Consider the following 22,464-nt stretch of genomic DNA (forward strand, 5'->3'; position numbering starts at 1 on the left):
AATCTTTCAAAAATTTGCTCCTTCATGAGCACGCGGCGGAATATGCTTCATGCCCGCTGAAAGGATATGGTGGACCCTTTGACAAAATGTTTCTCAGGAATTACCGGGGCTGGCATCCCGGCGGTCCGGACACAAGTTCCTTTCAGGGAAAGAGGAAGGGCCGGAAAGAGGGAAGGCCTTTTGTCTTTTTCCCATGGTCCGTCTGGCGCTGTTAGCGGCTATTTGACCGTTTTTCCAGGTCCGGGAATATTCCCTTACGGTTGAGGATGGAGAAAATGTGCATTTGCGTTCTTACTGTCCGTGTCCTCAGATCAACAGAAGGATTATTTGGAAAGGTGCCGTCCACGCTTTGAAGGGCTCCGCAGTTGCTGGAAAGTTCCGGACTTTTTCCTGGTCCAGAGGAACGTTAAAAGTAAAAAAGACCGCCTCCGGAGAGACGGCCTTTTTCTTAAAGGTGGTAGCCCTATGAGGACTCGAACCCCAAAATACGGAACCAGAATCCGCTGTGTTACCGATTACACTATAGGGCTATGTAACGGGCACCTTTGCGGTGCGGGCGAATTAAAGCGGAACCGGTTGTTCTTTGCAAGTTTTTTTTCACTCAAATGTGTGTTTTGAATAGAAAAAATGAATGCGGAGAAAAAAGGGCGGTCCAGCTTTTCTCCCGGGGTCATTCAGCCAGGGTTTGGAAGTAGGCTTTCACGTGTTCCCGGGCAATTTGCTGGTATTCCGCTTCTCCGTGCCTGCCCTGCGCCTGCTGCCAGGGGGAGGCCGGCGCTGTGTTGATGCGGCCAAGCTGCTGGGCCGTGTATTTGCCATAGACGTTCCAGATGTGTTCCAGAAAAGGGATGATGTCCGTTTCCTCTTCCAGGGGGGGCTGGCGGCGGCTGGGGTGTTCAATGATGGAGCAGGGCGGCTGGTCCTTGTATTCGTGATGAATGGAGGGGAGCACCGGCCCGCAGGTCCATGCTTCCGCCCGTTCGTTGATCAGGAAATCGCCGTGATGGTGCAGGTGCCACCAGTCCGCCAGAATGACCAGGTGGTTCAGTTTGACGGGCGTGAGAGGAAGGTTTTTTGCATTCGCCTGCTGAATGAACCAGTTGCAGAGCTTTTGCGTGGTAGTATGGTTTGCCATGCTGAAATGGGTTGCCCTTCATTATAAAAGGCCGGGGATATTTCACAATACTAAACAGGTTTCATTCTTGCGCGGTATGGAGAAGAGATGAGGCGGAGTGCCGGAAAAGGCGAACTTTCAGGTAAATTTATTTGAAGCAAGGAAAAAGAAGAAATAATTTGTGTCATGCAAAGCTTGGTATTCGCGCCAGTTCTTGTTGTGGGGGGAATGTAAAGTCGTTTGTTGAAAACAAATGGTGTTTTCAAACTCTAACAAAATGAAGAATAATTAAAATTATTGGGAATGAAATAAAGTTCCAGATTCCTGGAGCGTCCTTTAAAAAACATTTTGAATAGCAGTACTTTTTATGATTTGAATTATTTTAACCTAAAGCTCGTTCTGCCATGAATTTACATTATTTCTATCATTCCGGCTTGTTGGGGGCGGCCTGTCTCCTCTCTCCCGTTTATGGGGGATTGATGTCTGATTCCTTCGACGTTCAGACTTACCGTGATTTTGCGGAAAACCGGGGCATCTTTGGAATCAATGCCAAAGACGTCGCCATTTACGACAAGGAAGGCAATTACGTGGGCTCCATCCCCAAAATGATGAATTTTGACGGATTGGCGGACGCCCATGCCGGGGAAGCCGCTTTGGTAGGCGGCCCGGGTTTCATCGCCACCGTGTCCCATGATTACAATAACCAGACCATTACGTTTACCAAGCGTTTTGGAGCCACGGAAGGAACGCCGTTTTATGACGCCTACCGGAGCGTGGTAATCAAGAATGCCTGGGGCGACCAGACGAATTACACGTATGACTACCGCGTGCAGCGGTTGAGCAAGATCGTGACGGAAGCGGAATACGCCCCCTACCTGACGGATCCGGAATACCTGGACAACATGAAGGGACGGCTGGTTCTGCGTGCCGGGTCCGGAACCCAGGCTATTGCCACGGGGAACGGTAAACAGGACACGGTCAGCGGAGGTTATTCCTATTTGACCGGGGGAACCCTGGTTTTTGAGGGACAGGCCAGCGTTCCGGGAACAGGAGAGCCGGACCCTGAGAATGCCAAGACCTATCCGGCCTACCGTTTCTGGTACAATTTCAAGAAACCTTCGGAATCCAATCCCCTGCCTTCCGGCATATTGGCAGGGGACAGCGGAAGTCCCAGCTATGTATTTAATGAGAAGTCCGGCAGATGGGAATGGGTGGGGGCCGGTCAATCCCAGGGCGGTAGCGGCTACGGCGAGTTCAGCCAGATGCGCTCTGGCAACCAGTGGGCCAGCGATTACGTGGACAGTTTCAACCGCACCGTCAGCGTGTCGGAAGGGGGTGGGGATCTTCTGTGGAATGTGACGGATGGCGACGGAAACGGAACCTTCGTTCAGGGAGATATCAGTACGGATTACACCGGGCTGGCCTCCGGCCTGCGAGGAGATACCTCCACACAGGGAACGCGGGCCTCGGACACGCAGATAGGCGTGTGCAGCAATCTTATTTTTGACGGCTCCGGCGGCACCATTGTTCTCCAGGGCTCGGTGGATACGGGGGCGGGTTCCCTCACGTTCAACCGGGATTACGTATTGAGCGACGGAGGAAATGCCTCCTACCGTCTGAATACGGCGGGTTTCGTTGTGAACAAGGGGGCAACCGTGACGACGCTGCTGACCGGAACCTCCGGGGACGAGTGGCGGAAGATCGGGGAAGGTGATTTGATCGTCAGCGGCCACGGGAACAATGCGGCGGACATCAACGTGGGAGGAAGCGGGATGCTGATTCTGGACCGGGACGGCTACGCGGCGCACAACGTGAAGCTGAACGGCGGCGGAGTAATGGTGCGCCTGGCGGGGGAAAACCAAGTATCCGGGGAGTTCATCTTCGGCCACCGCGGGGGCGTGGTGGACATGTACGGGCACAATTTGACGCTGAACGCCATCACTCACCTGGATTCCGGAGCCGTTTTTGCCAATTACCTTGGCAATTCCACCGTAACGCTTACATTCACGGGCTCCGGGGAACAGACGTTCCTGGGGTCTTTGCGGGACGGGGAGGCCGCTTCCCGTGGACTGATGAATGTGGTGTACGCACCCGGCACGGCGGAAGGGTCCGTCTGGAATCTGGCCGGCCAGATTCTCAATACCGGAACGTGGACGGTGCAGGGAGGAGAGGTGAAGGTGGCCGGAGTGCACACCCTGCACGCGGGCGGCTATGTGGATGAGAACGACTGGCAGATGGCCTCCTTTTCCACCGGAACAGTGCAGGTGAACAGCGGCGCCCGGTTTACCACCGGCGGCCATTCCCTGGTGGTGTCTGCCGTACAGGTGGATGACGGAGGCACGTATGGCGTGCTGGCCGGGGGAAATCACAGCGGAAACGTTGTGTTGTCCGGAACCGCATCCATGTTCCGTGCGGAGGTGGATTCCGGGTCCGCGACGGAGTCCGGCGTGATTTCCGGAGCCGGTTCTCTGGTGAAAACCGGGGAAGGAACCCTGCTTTTAAAGAACGGAAATAACAGTTTTTCCGGGACAGCCAGGGTAGAAGGGGGGATGGTGCGCGCCTCTTCCGCCGGGGCTCTCGGGCAGGCTGTCTGGTCGCTGGATGCCGCCGGAGCCCTGGCTGTGGAAGGCGCTGGTTTTTCCGCTATTGCCGGAAAGCTGGACCAGGCGTCTTCCGGAACGTTCGTGCTGCTGGAAGACCAGGCGGCGATTTCCGGCCTGAACGGCTTCAGAAACTTGTCCGTCGGCGCATTGGGAGAGGTGAATTTGGGAACACGGGGAACGACCGGCCTGCTTTCCGGCTGGACCGCGGATGGGGGCTGGTCCCTGGGCGGAGGCGGCGGAACGCTGACGGTGAACTTGAAGCTCAGCGGCTCCGGCACCCTGTCTATCGGCAACGGTTCCAATACCGGAACCGTAGTGCTTGCCAACGCGCACAATAGTGATTCGGAGGGTGGAGCTGCTTTCTCCGGAGTTATTGAACTGAATGGGGGAGTGAACCTCACCTACGCGGACGTGCGCTCCCTCGGGGTGCAGAACAAGAATGTGCTCGTCAAGTACGGAACATCCTTTGCCCTTGGGTCGGAAGCGGATGCCGCCCTGGCGCATGTTTCCAATGCTTCCGAAGGCGTTCTGCTCCTGTCGGGAACCCGTACGGCGGATTTGAATCTGGGCGGCATGGGACTGAATTCCGTGTGCATCGGGGCTGACGGACAGGCTGTTTTGTCCGGGGCCGTGACAGCCGGAACGCAGGGATATTTGTTCGGCGGAAACGGGATGCTGACCGTAGCCAGTTCGCTTGGCGGCAATTATTCCCTGACGGTGGATACCCAGGGCATGGGCACTGGCGGAGGAGTTATTCTGGCGGCTGACAATACGTATTCCGGTGAAACGCGCATCCTCTCCGGAGCCTCCCTGATGGTAGGGAACGGAGGAACCTCCGGCAGCCTGGGAACGGGAGCCGTTGCCAATGAAGGAACCCTGGCATTCAACAGGACGGACAGCGTGACGGCGGCGAATGCCATTTCCGGTACGGGCAGCCTGATCCAGAAAGGGAGTGGTGAGCTGGCGCTGACGGGGAACAATTCCTACAGCGGAACCACCACCATTGCGGCGGGAACGCTCACCATAGGGAATGGCGGTACAAGCGGTTCCCTGGGCGCCGGTGCAGTCGTCAACAACGGCGTGCTCGCCTTCAACAGGTCTGATTCGGTTGCCCTGAACACGAATGTGTCCGGAACAGGCTCGCTCGTGAAGAACGGTTCCGGCACGCTCACCATCCAGAAGATGCTTTCCTATACCGGAGGAACCACCGTGAATAAGGGCGTCCTTGTGGTGGGCTACGGAGGCGCCAACGGCATGATTCGCGGGAACCTGGCCATCCGGGAGGGAGCGCAGGTGACATTGAAGGGCGGTGACAGCTTCGGTTATTCCGGAGGGAACGCCTCCGTCAAGAACGTGAACATCAATGGAGGAACTCTGTATTTTGGAGACAACAAGAACCAGACGTTCCAGAATACGGTGTTCAACCTGACCGGAGGCGTTGTGGACGGCATAACGGGCGGTCGCATGGATATCTGGACGAATGCCGTCGTTAATGTGAAATCCGCAAACAGGGCATCTGAAATCAAGCGCGTCAACGTGCAGCTCAGGGATGCCAATCCTACGGTATTCATGGTGGACCGTGGAACCGCAGACGTGGATTTGAAAATATCCGCGAACATCGTGAACTCTTCCGGAGTTAAGGGGTCCTTCATCAAGAAAGGCGCCGGGATCATGGTGCTTTCCGGAAAGAATACCTATTCCGGTGGCACTACGGTCAACTGGGGGACGCTGGTGGCGGCCTCCAGCCAGGCTCTTGGAACCGGAGCGGCCTCCGTCAATTCCGGCGCGCGTTTGGCGCTGGGCGGCCTTGGCACGGATATTTCTTCCGTTGCCCTAGGGAATGACATCCTGGTGAAGAATGGCGGCATTCTGTCCGGTTCCGCCACCCTGTCCGGGAATACGACGCTCCAGTCCGGCTCCGTCTTTGAACTGACCTTGTCCATGGGCGGTTCCGCCGGGAATGAACTGGCGTACAACAGCCTGATGCTCCAGTCCGGTGTTTTCCAGATTGACGCGGGAGCCAAGCTGAAGCTGGCGGCGGTGTCTCTGGATTATTCCTCCGACTTCTGGGGGACCTCCCATATCCTGAACCTGATAGAAGGCGGCGCGAACGCCAGTTTGAAGGGGGCGTTTACGCTGGACCTGTCCGGAGCCGGAAATTATGGCTCCTATGGGTCCTGGTCCCTCCAGGGCGATGAGGATTCCAAAACCGTGAACATGGTCTGGACTCCCAATGCCGAGGCCGTTTTGGACCATTCGGAAACTGCGGCGTTGCTCGCGGCTCCGTCTCCTGCGCCGGTTCCGGAACCTTCCTCCGCGCTGCTGGTGCTGGCAGGCCTGGGGACGTGTATTTTCCGCCGCCGTGTGCGGTGAGCCTGATGAAGAACCCCGCCGCACTTCCCGAAGCCCTGCCGGATGTTCGTGAAAACGGTCTGGACTGGAAGATGGGAAGTGCGGCAGACTTGCCTGTTCCTTGTTTAATCATAACTTAATTTCAATTTCTTATGAATGTTCATCATTATTCCGGGCTGCTGGGGGCGGCCTGCCTCCTCACTCCCGCCTATGGCGGGTTGATGTCTGACTCGTTTGATGTTCAGACCTACCGTGATTTCGCGGAAAACCGGGGCATTTTTGATGTGAATGCCAAAGACGTCGCCATCTACGACAAGAATGGCAATTACGTGGGGACTATCCCCAAAATGATGAATTTTGACGGCGTGGCGGATGCCCATATCGGGGAGGCCGCGCTGGTGGGCGGTCCCGGCTTCATCGCCACCGTATCACATGATTATTATAACCATTTCGTTTCCTTTACGGTTCGTTTCGGTGCCAAGCAAGGAACTCCTTTTTACGATTCCTACCGTAGCGTTACGAGAAAGGATGCATGGGGTGATAAGTCCGATTTGACATACGACTACCGTGTGCAGCGATTGAGCAAGATCGTGACGGAGGCGGAATACGCACCTTACCTGACTGACCCGGAATACCTGGACAACATGAAAGGGAGGCTGGTCATGAGAGCTGGTTCCGGAGTTCAGGCTGTCGCCACAGGAAACGGCAAACAGGAAAAGATTGATGCCTCTTATGGCTATTTGACCGGAGGAACCCTTGTTTTTGAGGGGCAGGCCAGCGCTCCGGGAACAGGAGAGCCGGACCCGGAAAATGCCAAGACCTATCCGGCTTACCGGTTCTGGTACAATTTCAAGAAGCCTTCGGAGTCCAATCCATTGCCTTCCGGTGGATTGTCAGGGGATAGTGGAAGCCCGTGCTATGTGTACAATGAGAATTCCGGCAAGTGGGAGTGGGTAGGTGCGGCACAGTCTGCCAGTGGAAGCGGGTATGGACAGTTTACCCAGATGCGTTCCGGCAACCAGTGGGCCAGCGATTACGTGGACAGCTTCAACCGTACCATAAGCGTTGCGGCGAGCGGTGACGTACTGTGGAACGTGACGGATGCGGACGGCAACGGGACCTTTGTGCAGGGAGGCGTGACTACGGATTACACCGGATTGGCGGCCGGATTACGCGGGGACACCTCCACGAAAGGTACACAAGCTACAAATGAGCAGTTGAACGCCTGCAATAATCTGATTTTTGACGGCTCCGGCGGCACAATCGTGCTCCAGGGGTCCGTGGATACCGGAGCGGGCTCCCTCACCTTCAACCGCGATTACGTGCTGAGCGACGGGGGCGATTCTTCCCGCCGCCTGAATACGGCGGGCTTTGTGGTGAACAAGGGAGCTCCGGTCACCACCTTGCTGACCGGAGCCTCCGGAGACGAGTGGAGGAAGATTGGGGAAGGCGATTTGATCGTCAGCGGCCACGGGAACAATGCGGCGGATATCAACGTGGGTGGCGGCGGAAATCTGATTCTGGACAGGGACGGCTACGCGGCCCGTAACGTGAAGCTGAACGGGGGCGGAGTAATGGTGCGCCTTGCCGGGGAAAACCAAGTGTCCGGGGAGTTCATCTTCGGCCACCGCGGGGGCGTGGTGGACATGTACGGGCATAATTTGACGCTGAATGCCATCACGCATCTGGATTCCGGAGCCTGCTTCGGCAATTTCCGTGCGAATACCGCCGTGACATTCACGTTTACGGGGCACGGGGCGCAGGACTATCTTGGAGGCTTCATGGACGGAGGGGCCTTGAAGGACGGCCAGCTTCATGTGGTGTACGCGCCCGGCACGGGAGAAGGTTCCGTCTGGAACCTGTCCGGGCATATTTTCAATACCGGGACGTGGACGGTGCAGGGAGGTGAGGTGAAGGTAGCCGGGGTGCATGCCCTGCACGCGGGCGGCTATGTGGATGAGAACGACTGGGAGACGGCCCTCTTTGCCACCGGAACGGTGAATGTGGAGAGCGGTGCGCGGTTCACGGCGGGAGGCCATGCGGAAGTTGGCTCTTCCGTGAACGTGGCGGACGGAGGGACATATGCCATTCTTTCCGGCGGCAGTCACAGCGGGAACGTGGCTCTATCCGGTTCCGGGGCCGTCATGAGGGCGGAAGTAGACTCCGGTTCCGCGACGGAATCCGGCGTTATTTCAGGAACCGGCTCTCTTGTGAAAACCGGAGAAGGAACGCTGGTGCTGACCGGGGCCAATTCCTATTCCGGCGGTACCGTCATTGATGCGGGGACGCTCGCCGTGGGTGACGGGGAAAAAGACGGTTCCCTGGGTACGGGAACGATTGTCAACAATGGAACCCTCGCTTTCAATTCGCTCCACGCCAGCTCCGTTAATTTGCAAATATCCGGGACGGGCCGCCTCGTGAAAAACGGTTCCGGAATGCTCGCCGTGCAGAAACGCCAGGCTTATACCGGAGGAACTACGGTCAATGAAGGAACGCTGATGCTTATTTCAGGAGGTGAGGAAGGTATTATCCGCGGAGGGCTGGTTATCAACCGGGGCGCAACGGTTTCCCTGCGCGGGGTGGACTGTTTCGGCAATTCGGGAAATGAGGCCTGCGTCAGCCATGTGGAAATTAACGGAGGAACCCTGTTCCAGAATGATACCAGGAACCAGACCTTCCGGAACATGACCGTCACCCTGGCAGGAGGGACGCTGGACGGCGTGGCGAAGGGAAGCATGGAGGTCTGGACGGATACCGTTTTCCAGGTAAGGGCGGCGGACAGGGCCTCGGAAATCAGGACGGTTAATGTCAAGCTGAGGGGAGGCAGTCCTGCTGTCTTTGCGGTGGAGCGCGGCACGGCGGAGGTGGATTTAAAAGTATCAGCCAACATCGTCAATTACTCCGGAGCAAAGGGCTCCGTTGCCAAGACAGGAGAGGGGATCATGGTTTTATCCGGAAAGAATACCTATTCCGGCGGAATGTCCGTCAATGGGGGAACGCTGGCAGCGGCCTCCAACCAGGCTCTCGGGACGGGGATGGCGACGGTCAATTCCGGCGCGCATCTGGCGCTGGGCGGCCTTGGCACGGATATTTCTTCCGTTGCCCTAGGGAATGACATCCTGGTGAAGAATGGCGGCATTCTGTCCGGTTCCGCCACCCTGTCCGGGAATACGACGCTCCAGTCCGGCTCCGTCTTTGAACTGACCTTGTCCATGGGCGGTTCCGCCGGGAATGAACTGGCGTACAACAGCCTGATGCTTCAGTCCGGCGTCTTCCAGATTGACGCGGGGGCCAAGCTGAAGCTGGCGGCTTTGAGCCTCGACTATTCCACCGATTTCTGGGGAACCTCCCACATCCTGAACTTCATTGAGGGGGGAGCGAACGCGACTCTGACGGGTAATTTCACGCTGGATGCGTCTTCCGCCGGAGATTACGCGGCGTACGGCCAGTGGAGCCTCCAGAAGAACGAGGATTCCAAGGAAGTGAGCATGGTGTGGACGCCGAATGCGGCTCCGGAAGCTTCTTCAGCCATGGCATCGGCGTTTACGGCTACGGCGCCTGCTCCTGTTCCTGAACCGTCCTCCTGCATGCTGCTGATGGCTGCGCTGGGAGCGGTGTTCCTGCGCCGTTCCGTTCCGCGGAACGAATAAAAAAGGCCTGTAAATTCAACGCGCCGCATTCCGGAGGGAGTGCGGCGCGCTGCTTTTCCGCGGTTACGGGAAGGAGAAGTAACGGTTTAAAAGGGAAGAATGCGCGCTCTCCGCGCTACTTCTTCCGGAGAAAGGGAGTACAGGCTGTCCAGCAGGGAGACGGCAAAGGAACCCGGAACGGGACTCTGTTCAAAGGCCATTTCCCCCGCGATGCCCATCAATACGGCCGTGGAGACGGCCGCTTGCAAGGGGGAGGAGGAGACGGCGGCGCAGGCGGCGGCCAGCGCGCCCATGGAACAGCCCACGCCCGTGACGCGGGACATCATGGCATGTCCGTTTTCCGTGGAAATCACCTGGCGGCCGTCCGTGGAATAGTCCGTGCGGCCCGTGACGAGGACAGCCGCCCCCGTATGCAGGGCCAGTTCCCTGGCCGCCTGCAGGGCGTCTGCGCTGGAGCTGGTGCTTTCCGGTCCCTTCGTGACGGAGGAGTACCCGGCCAGAGCCATGATTTCAGAGGCGTTCCCGCGGATGATGCGGGGCTTCCGTTCCTTCAACTGTTCCGCCAGCCGCGTACGCAGGGAGAGAGCTCCAACGGCTACCGGGTCCAGAACCCAGGGGATGTCCAGCCGGTTGGCTTCCTGCACCGCCGTCTGCATGACGGCGCCCTGTTCGCGCGTCACGGTGCCCAGGTTGACCAGCAGGGCGCCTGTTCCGCCGCGGAGCATTTCCACGGCTTCCTCCGCATCGTTGAGCATGGCGGGAACGGCTCCTGCGGCCAGCAGCAGGTTGGCCGTCAGGGGCTGGACGACGGAGTTGGTCAGAGAGAGAACCAACGGAGCCGTCTCCCGGATTTTTTCCAGATCGGCGGAGACGGCATGGACGAGGTCAGTTGGTGAAGGCATGGCGTTTGAAAAAATGTTTTGCTGCCCGCTTGTTTCCGGAATGCAGCCGGTCAGGCCAGCGCCCGTGCGGCGGCTTCCGGATCCTCCGCTCCGCAAATGGCGGAGACGACGGCAATGCCGCTGGCCGCTCCCGTAGCGCGCACCAGCCGGGCGCGCTCCGCGTCCAGCCCGCCGATGGCGACGACGGGCAGGGGAGATTGTGAGGCCAGGGCGGCGAAGCCGTCCACGCCCAGCACGGGCGGGGCGTTCAGCTTGGAGATGGTGGGAAAGACAGGCCCCATCCCAAGGTAGTCCACCAGGGCGGCGTCTACGGCGCGGAGCTGGTCCGCGTTGGAGACGGAAAGCCCCAGAATCCTGTCCGGGCCGATCATGGCCCTGACGGCAGGAACCGGCAGGTCACGCTGGCCGATGTGGACGCCGTCCGCGTCCAGCGCCAGGGCCAGGTCAATGCGGTTGTTGACGATGAAGGGAACGCCGCGGGACGCCAGGAAGTCCCGGATGGGCAGCGCTTCCCGGTAGCAGGTGCCCGCGTCCGGATTGGTGGAGCGGTACTGCACGATGGTGACGCCGCCGTCCACCGCCCTCTGGACGGTTTCCAGAAGGCTGTGGCGGCATTTGGCCGCTTCATCAGTGACCAGGTAGAGATGGAGGCTGAATTCTTTCATGGCTGGAGGATGGGAAGGATTAGTCCGTGAACAGGGGGGTGGAGAGGTAGCGGTCCCCCGTGTCCGGCAGCAGGACCACGATGGTCTTGCCTGCGTTTTCCGGGCGCTGTGCCACCTGCGTGGCGGCCCAGAGCGCTGCGCCGGAGGAAATGCCCGTCAGCACGCCGTCCGTGCGCGCCAGCTCCTTGCCGGTGGCGAAGGCGTCTTCATTGGTGACGGTGATGACTTCGTCATACACGGAGGTATCCAGCGTTTCCGGCACGAAACCCGCGCCAATGCCCTGAATCTTGTGGGGGCCGGCGGTCCCCTGGGTCAGCACAGGGGAAGCGGACGGCTCCACGGCCACGATCCGGATTTCCGGATTGCGTGATTTGAGGTACTTGCCTACGCCCGTAATCGTGCCTCCGGTGCCGATGCCTGCTACGAAGATGTCCACCTTGCCGTCCGTGTCGTTCCAGATTTCCGGTCCGGTGGTCCGGAAATGGACTTCCGGGTTGGCCGGGTTGACGAACTGGCCGGGAATGAAGCTGTTGGGGAGTCCTGCGGCCAGTTCCTCCGCCTTGGCAATGGCTCCCTTCATGCCCAGCGCGCCGTCCGTCAGCACCAGTTCCGCGCCGTAGGCCTTCAGCAGGTTGCGGCGTTCCACGCTCATCGTTTCAGGCATGGTCAGGATGATCCTGTACCCGCGGGAGGCGGCCACCGCCGCCAGGCCGATGCCCGTGTTCCCGCTGGTGGGTTCAATGATGACGGAATCCGGCTTCAGCTCTCCGGAGGCTTCCGCGGCGTCAATCATGGCCCGGGCGATGCGGTCCTTCACGCTGCCGGCGGGGTTGAGGTATTCCAGCTTGGCCAGGATGGCGGCGTTCAGGCCGTTTTTGCGTTCGTAATTGGTCAGCTCCAGCAAAGGAGTGCCGCCGATCAGTTCTGTAATGTTTCTGTAAATTCTCATGGCTTGTAGGAAAAGAGCGTTGTAGCCGTTAAATCGTTAGAGAATGGCGCGGAAGCCCTGTTCCAGGTCTTCGAGAATGTCGTCGATATGTTCCGTGCCTATGGAAAGCCGCACCGTGGAGGGCGAGATGCCTGCCGCCTTCAGTTCCTCCTCCGTCATCTGGGAGTGGGTGGTGGAGGCCGGATGAATCACTAGGGACTTGACGTCGGCCACATTCGCGAGCAGGGAAAATAGTTCCAGGCTTTCGCAGAACTTGCGAGCTTTTTCCGCGCCACCCTTGATTTCAAAGGTGAAGATGGAGCCGCCGCCGTTCGGATAATATTTCCGGTAAAGTTCGTGGTCCGGATGGTCCAGCAGGGAGGGATGGTTCACCTTCTGCACCTGGGGATGAGCCGCCAGGTAATCCACCACGCGCAGGGCGTTCTGCACATGGCGCTCCACCCGCAGGGAAAGGGTTTCCAGCCCCTGGAGCAGCAGGAAGGAATTGAACGGGCTGATGGTGGCTCCCGTATCCCGCAGCAGGGTGGTCCGGATCTTCATGATGTAGGCCAGAGGGCCGCAGATTTCCGCCAGCACGGCGCCGTGGCAGTTCGGGTTGGGCTGGCTGATGCCGGGGAATTTATCATTCTGCGTCCAGTCGAACTTGCCGCCGTCCACAATCACGCCGCCCATCGCCGTTCCGTGGCCGCCGATGAATTTGGTGGCGGAATGCACCACCACGTCCGCGCCGTGCTCCAGAGGGCGGAACAGAAAGGGGGAGGCGAAGGTATTGTCCACAATGAGCGGAATTCCGCGGGCGTGCGCCACCTCCGCCAGCGCGTCTATGTCCGCAACGTTGCAGTTCGGGTTGTCCAGGCTTTCCACGTACAGGGCCTTCGTATTTTCCCGGATGGCCTTGGCGAAATTGTCCGGATTGCTGCCGTCCACGAAGGTGGTTTCAATGCCGGATTCGGCAAATGTATGGGCAAACAGGTTGTAAGTGCCGCCGTACACGTTGGCGGCGGAAACGATGTGGTCCCCGGCGCGCGCAATATTCTGGACGGCATAGGCGATGGCCGCCGCTCCGGTGGCTACCGCCAGCGCGCCCGCTCCCCCTTCCAGGGCGGCGATGCGCTTTTCGAAAACGTCTGCCGTGGGGTTCATCAGGCGGTTGTAGATGTTGCCCGGCTCCGCCAGGGCAAAACGGGCGGCCGCCTGTTCGGAGTCCTTGAAGACATAGGAAGTGGTGGCGTAAATCGGCACGGCGCGGGCATCCGTGGCCGGGTCCGGATTTTCCTGGCCCACGTGGATCTGGCGCGTTTCAAAACGATGGTTCTTATTCATATTTTTTATATTCCTATCGGGAAAGTAGGGAATAGATAGTTAAAGCGGGACGGGATGTCAAGTGCCGGGTAAAAAAAGTGGGACATAAGGCCAAAACAAAAAAGGGGCGAAAAAATGTTCAGGCCGGGTGCTCCGGTTAAATGCCTGCTCCGTAGTCGCAGCCGATTTCCTTCTGCTGCTCGGACAGGTCCTCCAGCGTGACGCGGCCCAGGTAATCCTCAATGACCTTTTGCAGCCCCCGCCAGAAAGGCAGCGTGGCGCAGCTTGACGCCCGCGGGCACGGGCTGTTCTGGGAAGCCGTGCAGGAAAGGGGCAGCAGGGAGCCTTCCGTCAGTTTCAGGATGTCTTCCGTGGTGTATTCCCGGGGATGCCGGGACAGGCGGTAGCCGCCGGACTTCCCCCGGAAACTCTGAACGAAGCCCGCTTTCAGCAGGATGGCGATAATTTGTTCCAGATACCGTACGGTGATGTCCTGCCTGGCTGAAATCTCCTTCAGGGAGATGTAGCCGTCGTCATTGTGCTGGGCAAGATCAATCATCAGGCGCAGTGCATAGCGTCCTCTGGTGGAAACCTTCATCATACCGGATCAATAAACGATATTTCAGGCTGCCCGTCAATCGGGAATGAAGGCACCGCGCGGAATAAGGGAACACGGGCGGACCGCTTCTCCGGCAGAGGGTTCAGTGGATGTAGTGGCGCGGCACCCGGGGGCCTATTCCGGTAAAAATTTCCCAGGAAATGGTACCGGCCTTTTCCGCCAGTTCCGTCACGGGAATGTTCGGCCCCATGATCTCCACGGTCATGCCCGGTTCCGGGTGCGGCACCCGGCTGACGTCCACCATGATCTGGTCCATCGTCACGCGCCCCAGCAGCGGGCAGGAGACTCCGTCCACCATCACGCGGGCGCCCTTGTGGGCCAGGGAGCGCAGATAGCCGTCCGCATAGCCTATGCCCACGGTAGCCACCCTGGTGGGATGGTCCGTTACAAAGGTGCCTCCGTAGGAAATGCCGTGCCCCTCCGGCAGCGTGCGCGCCACCGTCAGGCGGGAGAAAAGGGCCATGGCCGGCTTCAACTGCGCGGCCCAGGGAGAGGGAATGGGGGAAAAGCCGTACAGCACCAGTCCGGGGCGGCACATGTTGTTGGAGGGAATCTCATAATCCAGGGAAGCGGCGCTGTTGGCCAGATGGCAGTACTTCAGGGGCAGTTTTTCCCGGATGCGGGCGGCCATCCCCTCAAAGCGGGCGATCTGCTTCAGCGTGAGTTCCCGGTCCTCGTCCGCGCAGGGCAGGTGCGCGCCCAGCCCTTCCATGTACAGGCTGTCCAGTTCACCCAGGCGGGAGAGCAATTCTTCAAGCTGGTCCGGCAGGAATCCGCCGCGGCCCATGCCCGTATCCACGGAGATATGGATGGGAAGCGTCTTCCCGTACAGCCGCGCCAGGGAATTGTAGTGCACGGCTTCCTCCATGGTGGAGATGAAGGAACGCCAGCCGTTCAGCACGATTTCCTCCCGTTCCTCCGGAAAGGTGGGACCCAGGATATAGGGCCGGGTGCGGCATCCCGCCTGGCTGATGCGCCGCGCTTCCCCCACGTTGGCGACTCCGAAGAAGGCGATGCCTTCCGAATCCAGGGTGCGGCAGACCTGTTCCAGCCCGTGGCCGTAGGCTGCCGCCTTTACCACGGGCATGTAATATTCACCCTTGGCCGCCTGCTTGACGACGTTCAGGTTATGGCGGATGGCCCCGAGGTCGATTTCGGCCCAGGCGCGGGGGGGGCTGGTAACTGGCATGATGGAGAAAGGCGGAGAGGTTGGAAAAAGGAGAGGGGCGGCACGCTGCCCCGGTACGGAGGGATTGTCCGCCTTTGCCCGTGCAATGCCAGACGGATTTTTGTCAGTCTTGGTGCAAAAAGAAGGGAGGACGGCAGGAGGGGGGCAGAGACGCATCCGGCATTCGGGTCATTCCGGCTTTTGCGGTAAAGTGCCGGGGCCGGAGGCAGGTGTTTCCAGCTCTGGAGGGGAAGATGCGTGCGGGGCGTCCCGCAGGGTTTTCAGCAGGGCCGCCATGGTGTCTATGTCCTCGTCCGTCATGGAGGAGAGGCCGTCCAGCTTCTTCTTGATGGCTTCAATTTCCTCCTCCCGGTACGGCATGGGTTCTCCCGCATGGGGATGCAGGAAGAAGGAGGTGATGGTGCTGGTCAGCGTTCCCACGAAGCCGATGCCCGTGAGCATCAGGAAAACGGCCAGGAACTTTCCGGGAGTGGTGACCGGGTAGGTGTCCCCGTAGCCCACGGTAGTGGCGGTGACAAAGGACCACCAGATGCCGTTGGGAAGGCTCATGCCTTCCGCCAGATGGATGCCCACGGCCCCCAGCAGGATGATGACCAGGGCGGCAATGCAGATGTACTTGAATCCGTTCGTGTTGAAAAAACGCCTGATGCGCGTGGTGAACCTCATGGCGTAGGAGAACAGGTCCAGGTACCTGGCGAGCCTCAGAATCTCGCCGAGGGAGGCGAACCTGAACAGACGGAACAGCACGTCAAAGGGAATGATGGCCAGCAGGTCCCAGACATGGTCCTTGACGAAGAGCCATTTGGACCTGCTGATGGAGAAGCGGACCACGTAATCCAGCACGAAAATCCAGTAAATGACCCGGTCCGCCGTCACTTCCCATTCCGCCGCCTCGGAAGTCAGGTCAATGGCCGCCAGCGTCACGGCGACCAGGGCCAGCAGGCACATGCCCGTTTGATAGGCCAGCTTCAGGAACAGGAAGTGCCGGGGCATGTGGTGGAACGCGTTCATGACGGGGAATGAAAGGAAAAAGCCGCCCCCGGGGCAGGGAGCGGCTTGTGAAAAGAGGCCGTTTCCGCCGGAGGCTTTATTTAAGCAGGAGCTGCTCCATCAGGGCCTGGGAGGACTGGGCCAGCACGGCGGGATCGTCCAGCATGCCGGCGCGGAGCAGGGCGGTGTTCGCGATCTGGTCCGCCACCATCTGGGCCAGTTCCGGATTTTCCGTCCTCAGGGCGGAGAGCTTCTTCACCAGCGGGTTGGAGGGGTTCAGCTCCAGCTGGGGATGGCTTTCGGGGATTTCCTGCCCCATGGCTTTCATGTACGCCCTCATTTCCGGGCCCATGTCATTGCCGCTTTGCAGGGCCACGGCGGCTCCGCTGACCAGGCGCTTGCCCAGGGTGACCTTGGAGAATTTGTCCGGGTACAGTTCTTTCAGCCATTCTTCCAGGGCGGTGGCTTCCTCCTGGGGCAGGGCGTCCTTCTGTTCCTCTTCCAGCTCGGGAAGCTCCACGTCGGCGCGGTCGATCATCGTGACGGGCTTGCCGTCCACGCTGGACAGGGAGTCCAGTACGAACTCGTCCCCGTGGTCCGTGAAGAAGGCGACTTCGTATCCGCGGGCCTTGAAGGCTTCCAGGTACGGGCTGTTTTCCAGGTGGGAGCGGGAAGGGCCGGTGAGCGCGTAAATAGCCGTCTGCCCTTCCTTCATGCGGGTGATGTATTCCTCAAAGGAGGTTGTTTCCCCCGCATCCGTGGCGGTGGACTCAAAACGGAGCAGCTTGCCCAGGGATTCCTTGTTCGGCCAGGAGGTGACCACCCCTTCCTTCAGGTAGCGGGAAAACTGTCCGTAGAATTCCTTATAGGTTTCTTTTTCGTCCCTGGCAAGTTTGTCCAGGTGCTTGATGAAGCGCTTGGTGATAATGTCGCTGATCTTGCGCACCAGGGAATTGTCCTGGAGCATTTCGCGGGAAATGTTCAGGGGCAGGTCCTCGCTGTCCACCACGCCGTTCAGGAAGCGCAGCCATTCCGGAAGCAGGCCTTCCGGCTTGGCGTCAATCAGCACGCGCTTGCAGTACAGGGAGACGTTGGCGTCCACGCGGCCGAAGCCGAACATTTCCGGATTACGCTTGGGGATGAAAAGCAGGGCATTCAGCATGATGGGGGCGTCCGCGCTGAAATGCATGTAGGACAGGGGCTTTTCATCCGTGTGGGAGATAAACTGGTAAAACTCGTCGTATTCCTCCGGCTTCACGTCTGATTTGGACTTGGACCAGATGGCCTGGACGGTGTTGATGTGCTCTCCGTTGAAGTTGATGGGGAAGCCCACGAAGTTGGAATAACGGCGCAGGAGCTCCTTCACGCGGTATTCCTGGGAAAACTCCTCATACTCATCCTTCAGGTGGATGACGATGCGGGTGCCGCGGTCCAGCGGTTCGTCAAGGGTTTCAATGCTGTAGCCCTCCCGTCCGTTGGAAGTCCAGCGCAGGGAGGCCGCCTCCGGCTCCCAGGAATGGGTAAAGACCTCCACCTGGTCCGCCACCATGAAGGAGCTGTAAAAGCCCACGCCGAACTGGCCGATCAGGTCCGCGCCGCCTTCCTGCTTCTGCTTGAGGGCCTCCATGAACTTCTTGGTGCCGGAATGGGCGATGGTCCCCAGGTTTTCCACCAGGTCCGCTTCCGTCATCCCTATGCCGGTGTCCGCGATGGTGATGGTCTTGTTCTCCTTGTCCGTGGTGATGCTGATTTCCAGAGGCTTTTCCGGCTGGTAGATGTTGGAATCCGTCAGTTGTTTCAAGCGCAGCTTCTCCAGGGCGTCGGAGGCGTTGGAAACGAGCTCCCGCACAAAGATTTCCCGGTCGCTGTAAAGGGCGTTGATGACAATGTCCAGCAGCTGCCGGACTTCCGCCTGGAATTGATGCGTTTCTGTATTCATATGGAAAAATGTGTTACGGGTGCCATTATAGGGACCTCGTCAAGGGGATGGACAGTTTTTAAGCGGTGGCAGGAACGCCCCATGTCACAAAAACGGCCTTTTTCCGTCCATGTTCCTGCCGGAGGATTTTTCCTTGAAACAATTCAGGAAACTGATCAGTATAGTTTTATAAACATGATCCTCTTACCATTCTTGAAAAAGGGAGCCATTTTGCTCGCTCTCTGCGGCATGCTGGGCGGCGGCGTGCTTTCCGCCCAGGAGACCGGGTCCGTTCCGATTACGGAAGCGGGCCTGAAGGCGCTGGATTCCAACGTCTTCACCAATGACTTTATGCTGGCGCTGAAACCCAATGTCACGCGTGACCGCATCGCCAAAATCAAGGATCCCTTCGTGCGCGGGCTCGCCCGCCAGATGGCGGAGAAAAAATATGACCGCAAGGCGCGCGCCATCACGGCGGAACCGTACGAACCGGTCAAGGACCTGGCGGACCGCCTGCGCACCAGCCAGTACAGCAAGTTTGAAAACCCCACCGGCATCTTTTTTGAGGAAGGGGAGGACGTGCTGCTGGTCATGGAAGACCCCAAAGGGGAAAAACTGAACCTGGTCATCCACAACTTCGGGCGTGACGGAGGCCGCAGCTCCTACCCCCTCAAGGCGGGAATCAACATCATCAAGGCGAAAAACAAGGGGCTGGGCTACATTGAATACTTCACGCCCAACTACAAGAAAGCTCCCAAGGTACGGCTCTCCATCCCGTCCGGCAAGGTGAACGGCGTGTTCGTGGGTGGCGTGAGCAAGAACAGCGACTGGAAGAAGATGCTGGAAAATTCCCCCACGGAGGTGGTGGACATCGTTGGCAGCCGCGTGCACCTGGTGTATCCGGTGGAGGAACTCAAGAAATTCTGCCCGGACAAGGGGGAGGAACTGATCGCCCTGTATGACAAGATCATCGGCATGGAGCAGCAGATCATGGGCCTGTACAAGTACAAGATGCTGCCTAAAAACCGGATGTTCGGCCGCGTGATCTGGAATGGCTTCATGCACGCGGACGGCACGGGCGCCGCCTTCCACAACGGCACGATGGGGGAAGTGGGCAATCCGGACAAGATTCCCGGCAGCGCCTGGGGCATCGCCCATGAATTCGGCCATGTCAACCAGGTGCGCCCCGCCATGAAATGGGTATCCACCGGGGAAGTGACCAACAACATTTACTCCGCCTACGTGAATTACATGCTGAATCCCTCCAGCATGCGCCTGGAGCATGAACGCATCAACGGCGGGGACGGCAACATGATCGGCGGCCGCTTTAACGCCTACCTGAACAACGGCATCCTGAAGGGGGAAAACTGGCTCATCCAGGCTGGCCCGGACAAGCGTTCCGGCGGGGACAACCGCCCGATGGTGCACGACCACTTTGTCAAGCTGGCTCCCCTGTGGCAGTTGGAGCTGTATTTCAAGGTGGCCGGGAAGGGCAATCCCGACTTCTATCCGGACATCTTCTACAAGGCCATCAAGATGGACACCAAGGGGAAGAGGGACGGCGAGCTTCAGCTCGCGTTCATGAAGAACGCCTGCGACGTCTCCAAACAGGACCTGACGGACTTTTTCCAGAAGACCGGCATGCTCAAGCCCATTGACCAGGAGCTGGACGACTACACCTGCGCCCGCATGACCATCACGGAGTCCGATTGCAAAAACCTGATTGCGTACGCCAGAAAGTACAAGAAGCCGGAAAGCCCCGTCATTTACTACCTTTCCGTCAACAGCGTGGAGGCGTACAAGAACCGCCTGCCCGTCCGGGGCGCCTGCAACCAGGGCATCACGGAACAGGGCAACCGGCGCATCATCTCCCATGACGTGTGGAAAAACGCCGCCGTCTTTGAAACCTACAAGGATAAGGAAATGGTCCGCATCACCATGGTGGGGACGGATTCCAAGGACAACTCCTCCACCACGGTTCCCTATCCGGAGGGCTCCACCCGGATTGAAGCCGTTTCCTGGGATGGCAAGCGTACGCTGGCGTACGGCAAGCGTCCCGCCAAATAAAAGCTTAAGAGGTTAGCGTGTTCGGGCGCCGCCGTTCTCCGGAACGGCGGCGCTTTTTCATGGGAGTGTTCTCGCTCCATGACGGCCCTCCGGCCACAGGAAAGCGGCCAGGTGAATAATCGCCCCATACGTCTTCTCCGGTGTATTTTTATGGCCGCGTCCCGGGAACAAGGGCTCCCGCCCCTTGCAAAACCATGAACGGCAAACGCAGAAATTTCCCTTTGCCGCGCTTGGGATAAGTTCAGGTACGAAAACCGGAATGCTTTCGCTCTTATCAGGCCTGCTGCATGCCCAGGACACCGTGGCTGATTTCTTCATCGTGAAGCTCCATCTTGCCCCCGGAACCTGCGTGGCCTTTTCCGCCTGTACTTCCTTCCGGTTTTCCAGTAAGAGGTGAAGAAGCAAGCATGGCCGCCATCGTCAACGACCTCAGTGAATATTTGAAAACCAGTCCTTATATTGACTGGAAGCATGAGCTGGTGCTGGACAGGGCCGCCCGGCTCCGCGCCGCAGGTAAAGGAGAGCTGGAATGGATAGCAGGCGCCTACCGCTTCGTGAAGGATGAAATAAGCCATTCATGGGATGCGCAGGATAAAAGAGTGACGGTTTCGGCGTCAGACGTGCTGCGGGAGAAAACGGGCATCTGCTGGGCTAAGGCGAATCTGCTTGCGGTCCTGCTCAGAGCCTGCGGCATCCCGGCGGGGATATGCTACCAGCGGCTGACGCTGGAAGATACGCCGGGAAGCGGGTACTGCATCCATGCCCTGAATGCGGTTTTTCTGCAAGATCCGGGCAGGTGGATCAGACTTGACGCCAGGGGCAATAAAGAGGGCATCCGGGCGGAGATGGATTTGGAGAAGGAACGGCTCGCGTTCCGCGTGAGGCCGGAAATAGGGGAAGCGGATTATCCTGAAATTTACGCGGAACCCTTGCAGCTCACCATGGACGTGCTGGAAAACAGCACGGACGCCCTGTACATGTACCTCCATTCCCTGCCGGGAGAAATTTAGCGGAACAGGCGGCTGTTCCGTGCTCCCGCTCCGAATGCAGGAGGAACGGTTCCCGGGGCGCCGCAGGCCTCTGCGGTTTCTGAACGGAATGCGGCCAGGGACTGCGCCCTTTTTTATTATTCCTTCGCTGACGCTTGATTTTCTTTCAATTGACGCAAGAGGTTAAGCCGCTCCAGACGGCTGCATATGGAACATTAACGCATAAAAAAGCCTCTGCCGTTCGGCAGAGGCGGTGACAGAAAGAATCAGTTCTTGCAGCAGGATTCCCCGCTCCTTGGGCAACCGAGGCGCGCCTTCAGGATGCGCTTGAAATCCGTGCCCAGCAGGATGAAGCCTCCGGCCATCATGGCGATATCCTTGATGACGAGGCGTCCCGCCCCGGACAGATAGGGGAAGCCGTGGTTGGGTCCGCCCAGGTCGGGCACCCACGTTTCCGGGGTGGTTATCAGGAAGGACAAGGTTCCGGCGGTCATGATGATGAGCAGGCAGTCGCCGATGAGGCCCACCTTCGGGAAAAAGAGGCCCAGCAGTACGAGCGTGCCGATGGAGACGATCAGGATTCCCAGCCCGTAGGCAAAGCCGTAGGTGTTGTTTTCCTTGTGCCATGCGATATTGGCCGACACCACGGCTCCCTCCTTATTCATGTGCTGCTTGTATTCGGGAGCCTTCTTGTCGTAGAAGAAACTCATCATCGGGCTGTTGGCTACGAAGGGAACAATGCCGTCCGCTTCATACTGGAAGGCCTTGAGGCCGCCAATCCAGGCAAAGACGATGAAGACGGCCACTCTCAGAAAATTGATGCCGAACCATTGGACGGTCTCGGCGTATCGGAGGCATTTTTCAGGGGACGGGCATGTAGTAGGCATATCCGCTTGTAATACTGAAAATATTCATCGTCAAGGGAATTTAGTTTAATTCCAAATATTCCTATAGGAATATAAAATGCAGACAAGCCGTAAGACATTCTTTTTTAATATGATGGTGTTTTTTTAGATGTGAGTGGAAAAACTGGAAAAGGAGAGATATAAATGGCTGCCTTTCCAGAGCTTGGCTTGCTGCGCTCCCAGGATGGATTCCCGAAGGCCGGGAGGCCTTCATTCCCAGGCGGCCTGTTTCGTTCAAGCTGCGGGAACA

General features: G+C 58.6%; 15 protein-coding genes and 1 tRNA gene. 5 read left to right on the forward strand and 11 right to left on the reverse strand.

Annotation, left to right across the window (positions count from 1 at the left end):
- Positions 1-455: 455 nt before the first annotated feature.
- Both HJW02_RS01755 and HJW02_RS01760 read right to left on the reverse strand, forming a co-directional pair.
- Positions 456-530, reverse strand: a tRNA-Gln gene (locus HJW02_RS01755).
- A 140-nt stretch (positions 531-670) separates the two neighbouring features.
- Complete coding sequence (locus HJW02_RS01760; RefSeq protein ID WP_102722329.1) at positions 671-1,135, reverse strand: type II toxin-antitoxin system antitoxin SocA domain-containing protein; 465 nt, start codon at positions 1,133-1,135, stop codon at positions 671-673.
- Between the two features lie 383 nt (positions 1,136-1,518).
- On the opposite strand from HJW02_RS01760, the gene HJW02_RS01765 reads away from it, so the two are divergent.
- Complete coding sequence (locus HJW02_RS01765; protein ID WP_156340788.1) at positions 1,519-6,090, forward strand: S6 family peptidase; 4,572 nt, start codon at positions 1,519-1,521, stop codon at positions 6,088-6,090.
- 131 nt (positions 6,091-6,221) lie between these two features.
- Positions 6,222-9,719: a S6 family peptidase gene (locus HJW02_RS01770; protein ID WP_156340787.1), complete on the forward strand. Its 3,498-nt coding sequence runs from the start codon at positions 6,222-6,224 to the stop codon at positions 9,717-9,719.
- Between the two features lie 86 nt (positions 9,720-9,805).
- Here the strand turns inward: HJW02_RS01770 and thiM are convergent, their stop codons facing one another.
- The 8 genes from thiM to htpG form a co-directional block, all read right to left on the reverse strand.
- Positions 9,806-10,621, reverse strand: a complete 816-nt coding sequence (gene thiM, locus HJW02_RS01775) for a hydroxyethylthiazole kinase (protein WP_102722360.1) — start codon at positions 10,619-10,621, stop codon at positions 9,806-9,808.
- 50 nt (positions 10,622-10,671) lie between these two features.
- Complete coding sequence (thiE, locus tag HJW02_RS01780) at positions 10,672-11,286, reverse strand: thiamine phosphate synthase (RefSeq protein ID WP_102722327.1); 615 nt, start codon at positions 11,284-11,286, stop codon at positions 10,672-10,674.
- A 19-nt stretch (positions 11,287-11,305) separates the two neighbouring features.
- Positions 11,306-12,235, reverse strand: coding sequence for a cysteine synthase A (gene cysK, locus HJW02_RS01785; protein WP_022396048.1), 930 nt, complete (start codon positions 12,233-12,235; stop codon positions 11,306-11,308).
- Positions 12,236-12,271: 36 nt separating this feature from the next.
- Entirely contained in the window at positions 12,272-13,558 is a 1,287-nt protein-coding gene (locus HJW02_RS01790) for an O-acetylhomoserine aminocarboxypropyltransferase/cysteine synthase family protein (protein ID WP_102722326.1), read from the reverse strand.
- A 136-nt stretch (positions 13,559-13,694) separates the two neighbouring features.
- Positions 13,695-14,135, reverse strand: coding sequence for an RrF2 family transcriptional regulator (locus HJW02_RS01795; RefSeq protein WP_102722359.1), 441 nt, complete (start codon positions 14,133-14,135; stop codon positions 13,695-13,697).
- A 103-nt stretch (positions 14,136-14,238) separates the two neighbouring features.
- The gene (gene alr / locus HJW02_RS01800; protein WP_102722358.1) at positions 14,239-15,345 is read right to left on the reverse strand and encodes an alanine racemase; all 1,107 of its coding nucleotides are present in this window, start codon (positions 15,343-15,345) and stop codon (positions 14,239-14,241) included.
- 168 nt (positions 15,346-15,513) lie between these two features.
- The gene (locus HJW02_RS01805; protein WP_102722325.1) at positions 15,514-16,356 is read right to left on the reverse strand and encodes a potassium channel family protein; all 843 of its coding nucleotides are present in this window, start codon (positions 16,354-16,356) and stop codon (positions 15,514-15,516) included.
- 76 nt (positions 16,357-16,432) lie between these two features.
- Positions 16,433-18,274, reverse strand: coding sequence for a molecular chaperone HtpG (gene htpG, locus HJW02_RS01810; RefSeq protein ID WP_102722324.1), 1,842 nt, complete (start codon positions 18,272-18,274; stop codon positions 16,433-16,435).
- 174 nt (positions 18,275-18,448) lie between these two features.
- Here htpG and HJW02_RS01815 point away from each other — a divergent pair, with 174 nt between their 5' ends.
- The 3 genes from HJW02_RS01815 (at position 18,449) to HJW02_RS01825 (ending at position 21,330) form a co-directional block, all read left to right on the forward strand.
- Positions 18,449-20,320 (forward strand): M60 family metallopeptidase, encoded by a 1,872-nt coding sequence (locus tag HJW02_RS01815; RefSeq protein ID WP_180971031.1) that lies wholly within the window; start codon positions 18,449-18,451, stop codon positions 20,318-20,320.
- A gap of 259 nt (positions 20,321-20,579) precedes the next feature.
- The gene (locus tag HJW02_RS01820) at positions 20,580-20,717 is read left to right on the forward strand and encodes a hypothetical protein (protein ID WP_022396055.1); all 138 of its coding nucleotides are present in this window, start codon (positions 20,580-20,582) and stop codon (positions 20,715-20,717) included.
- Between the two features lie 10 nt (positions 20,718-20,727).
- Positions 20,728-21,330: a transglutaminase family protein gene (locus HJW02_RS01825; RefSeq protein WP_102722321.1), complete on the forward strand. Its 603-nt coding sequence runs from the start codon at positions 20,728-20,730 to the stop codon at positions 21,328-21,330.
- A gap of 245 nt (positions 21,331-21,575) precedes the next feature.
- Here the strand turns inward: HJW02_RS01825 and HJW02_RS01830 are convergent, their stop codons facing one another.
- On the reverse strand, positions 21,576-22,196 hold the full coding sequence (locus HJW02_RS01830; RefSeq protein ID WP_102722320.1) for a DUF417 family protein: 621 nt from the start codon (positions 22,194-22,196) through the stop codon (positions 21,576-21,578).
- Between the last annotated feature and the right edge of the window lie 268 nt (positions 22,197-22,464).

Origin of the sequence: Akkermansia sp. GGCC_0220 (genome assembly GCF_017566105.1) — a bacterium.
Taxonomy (GTDB): domain Bacteria; phylum Verrucomicrobiota; class Verrucomicrobiia; order Verrucomicrobiales; family Akkermansiaceae; genus Akkermansia; species Akkermansia massiliensis.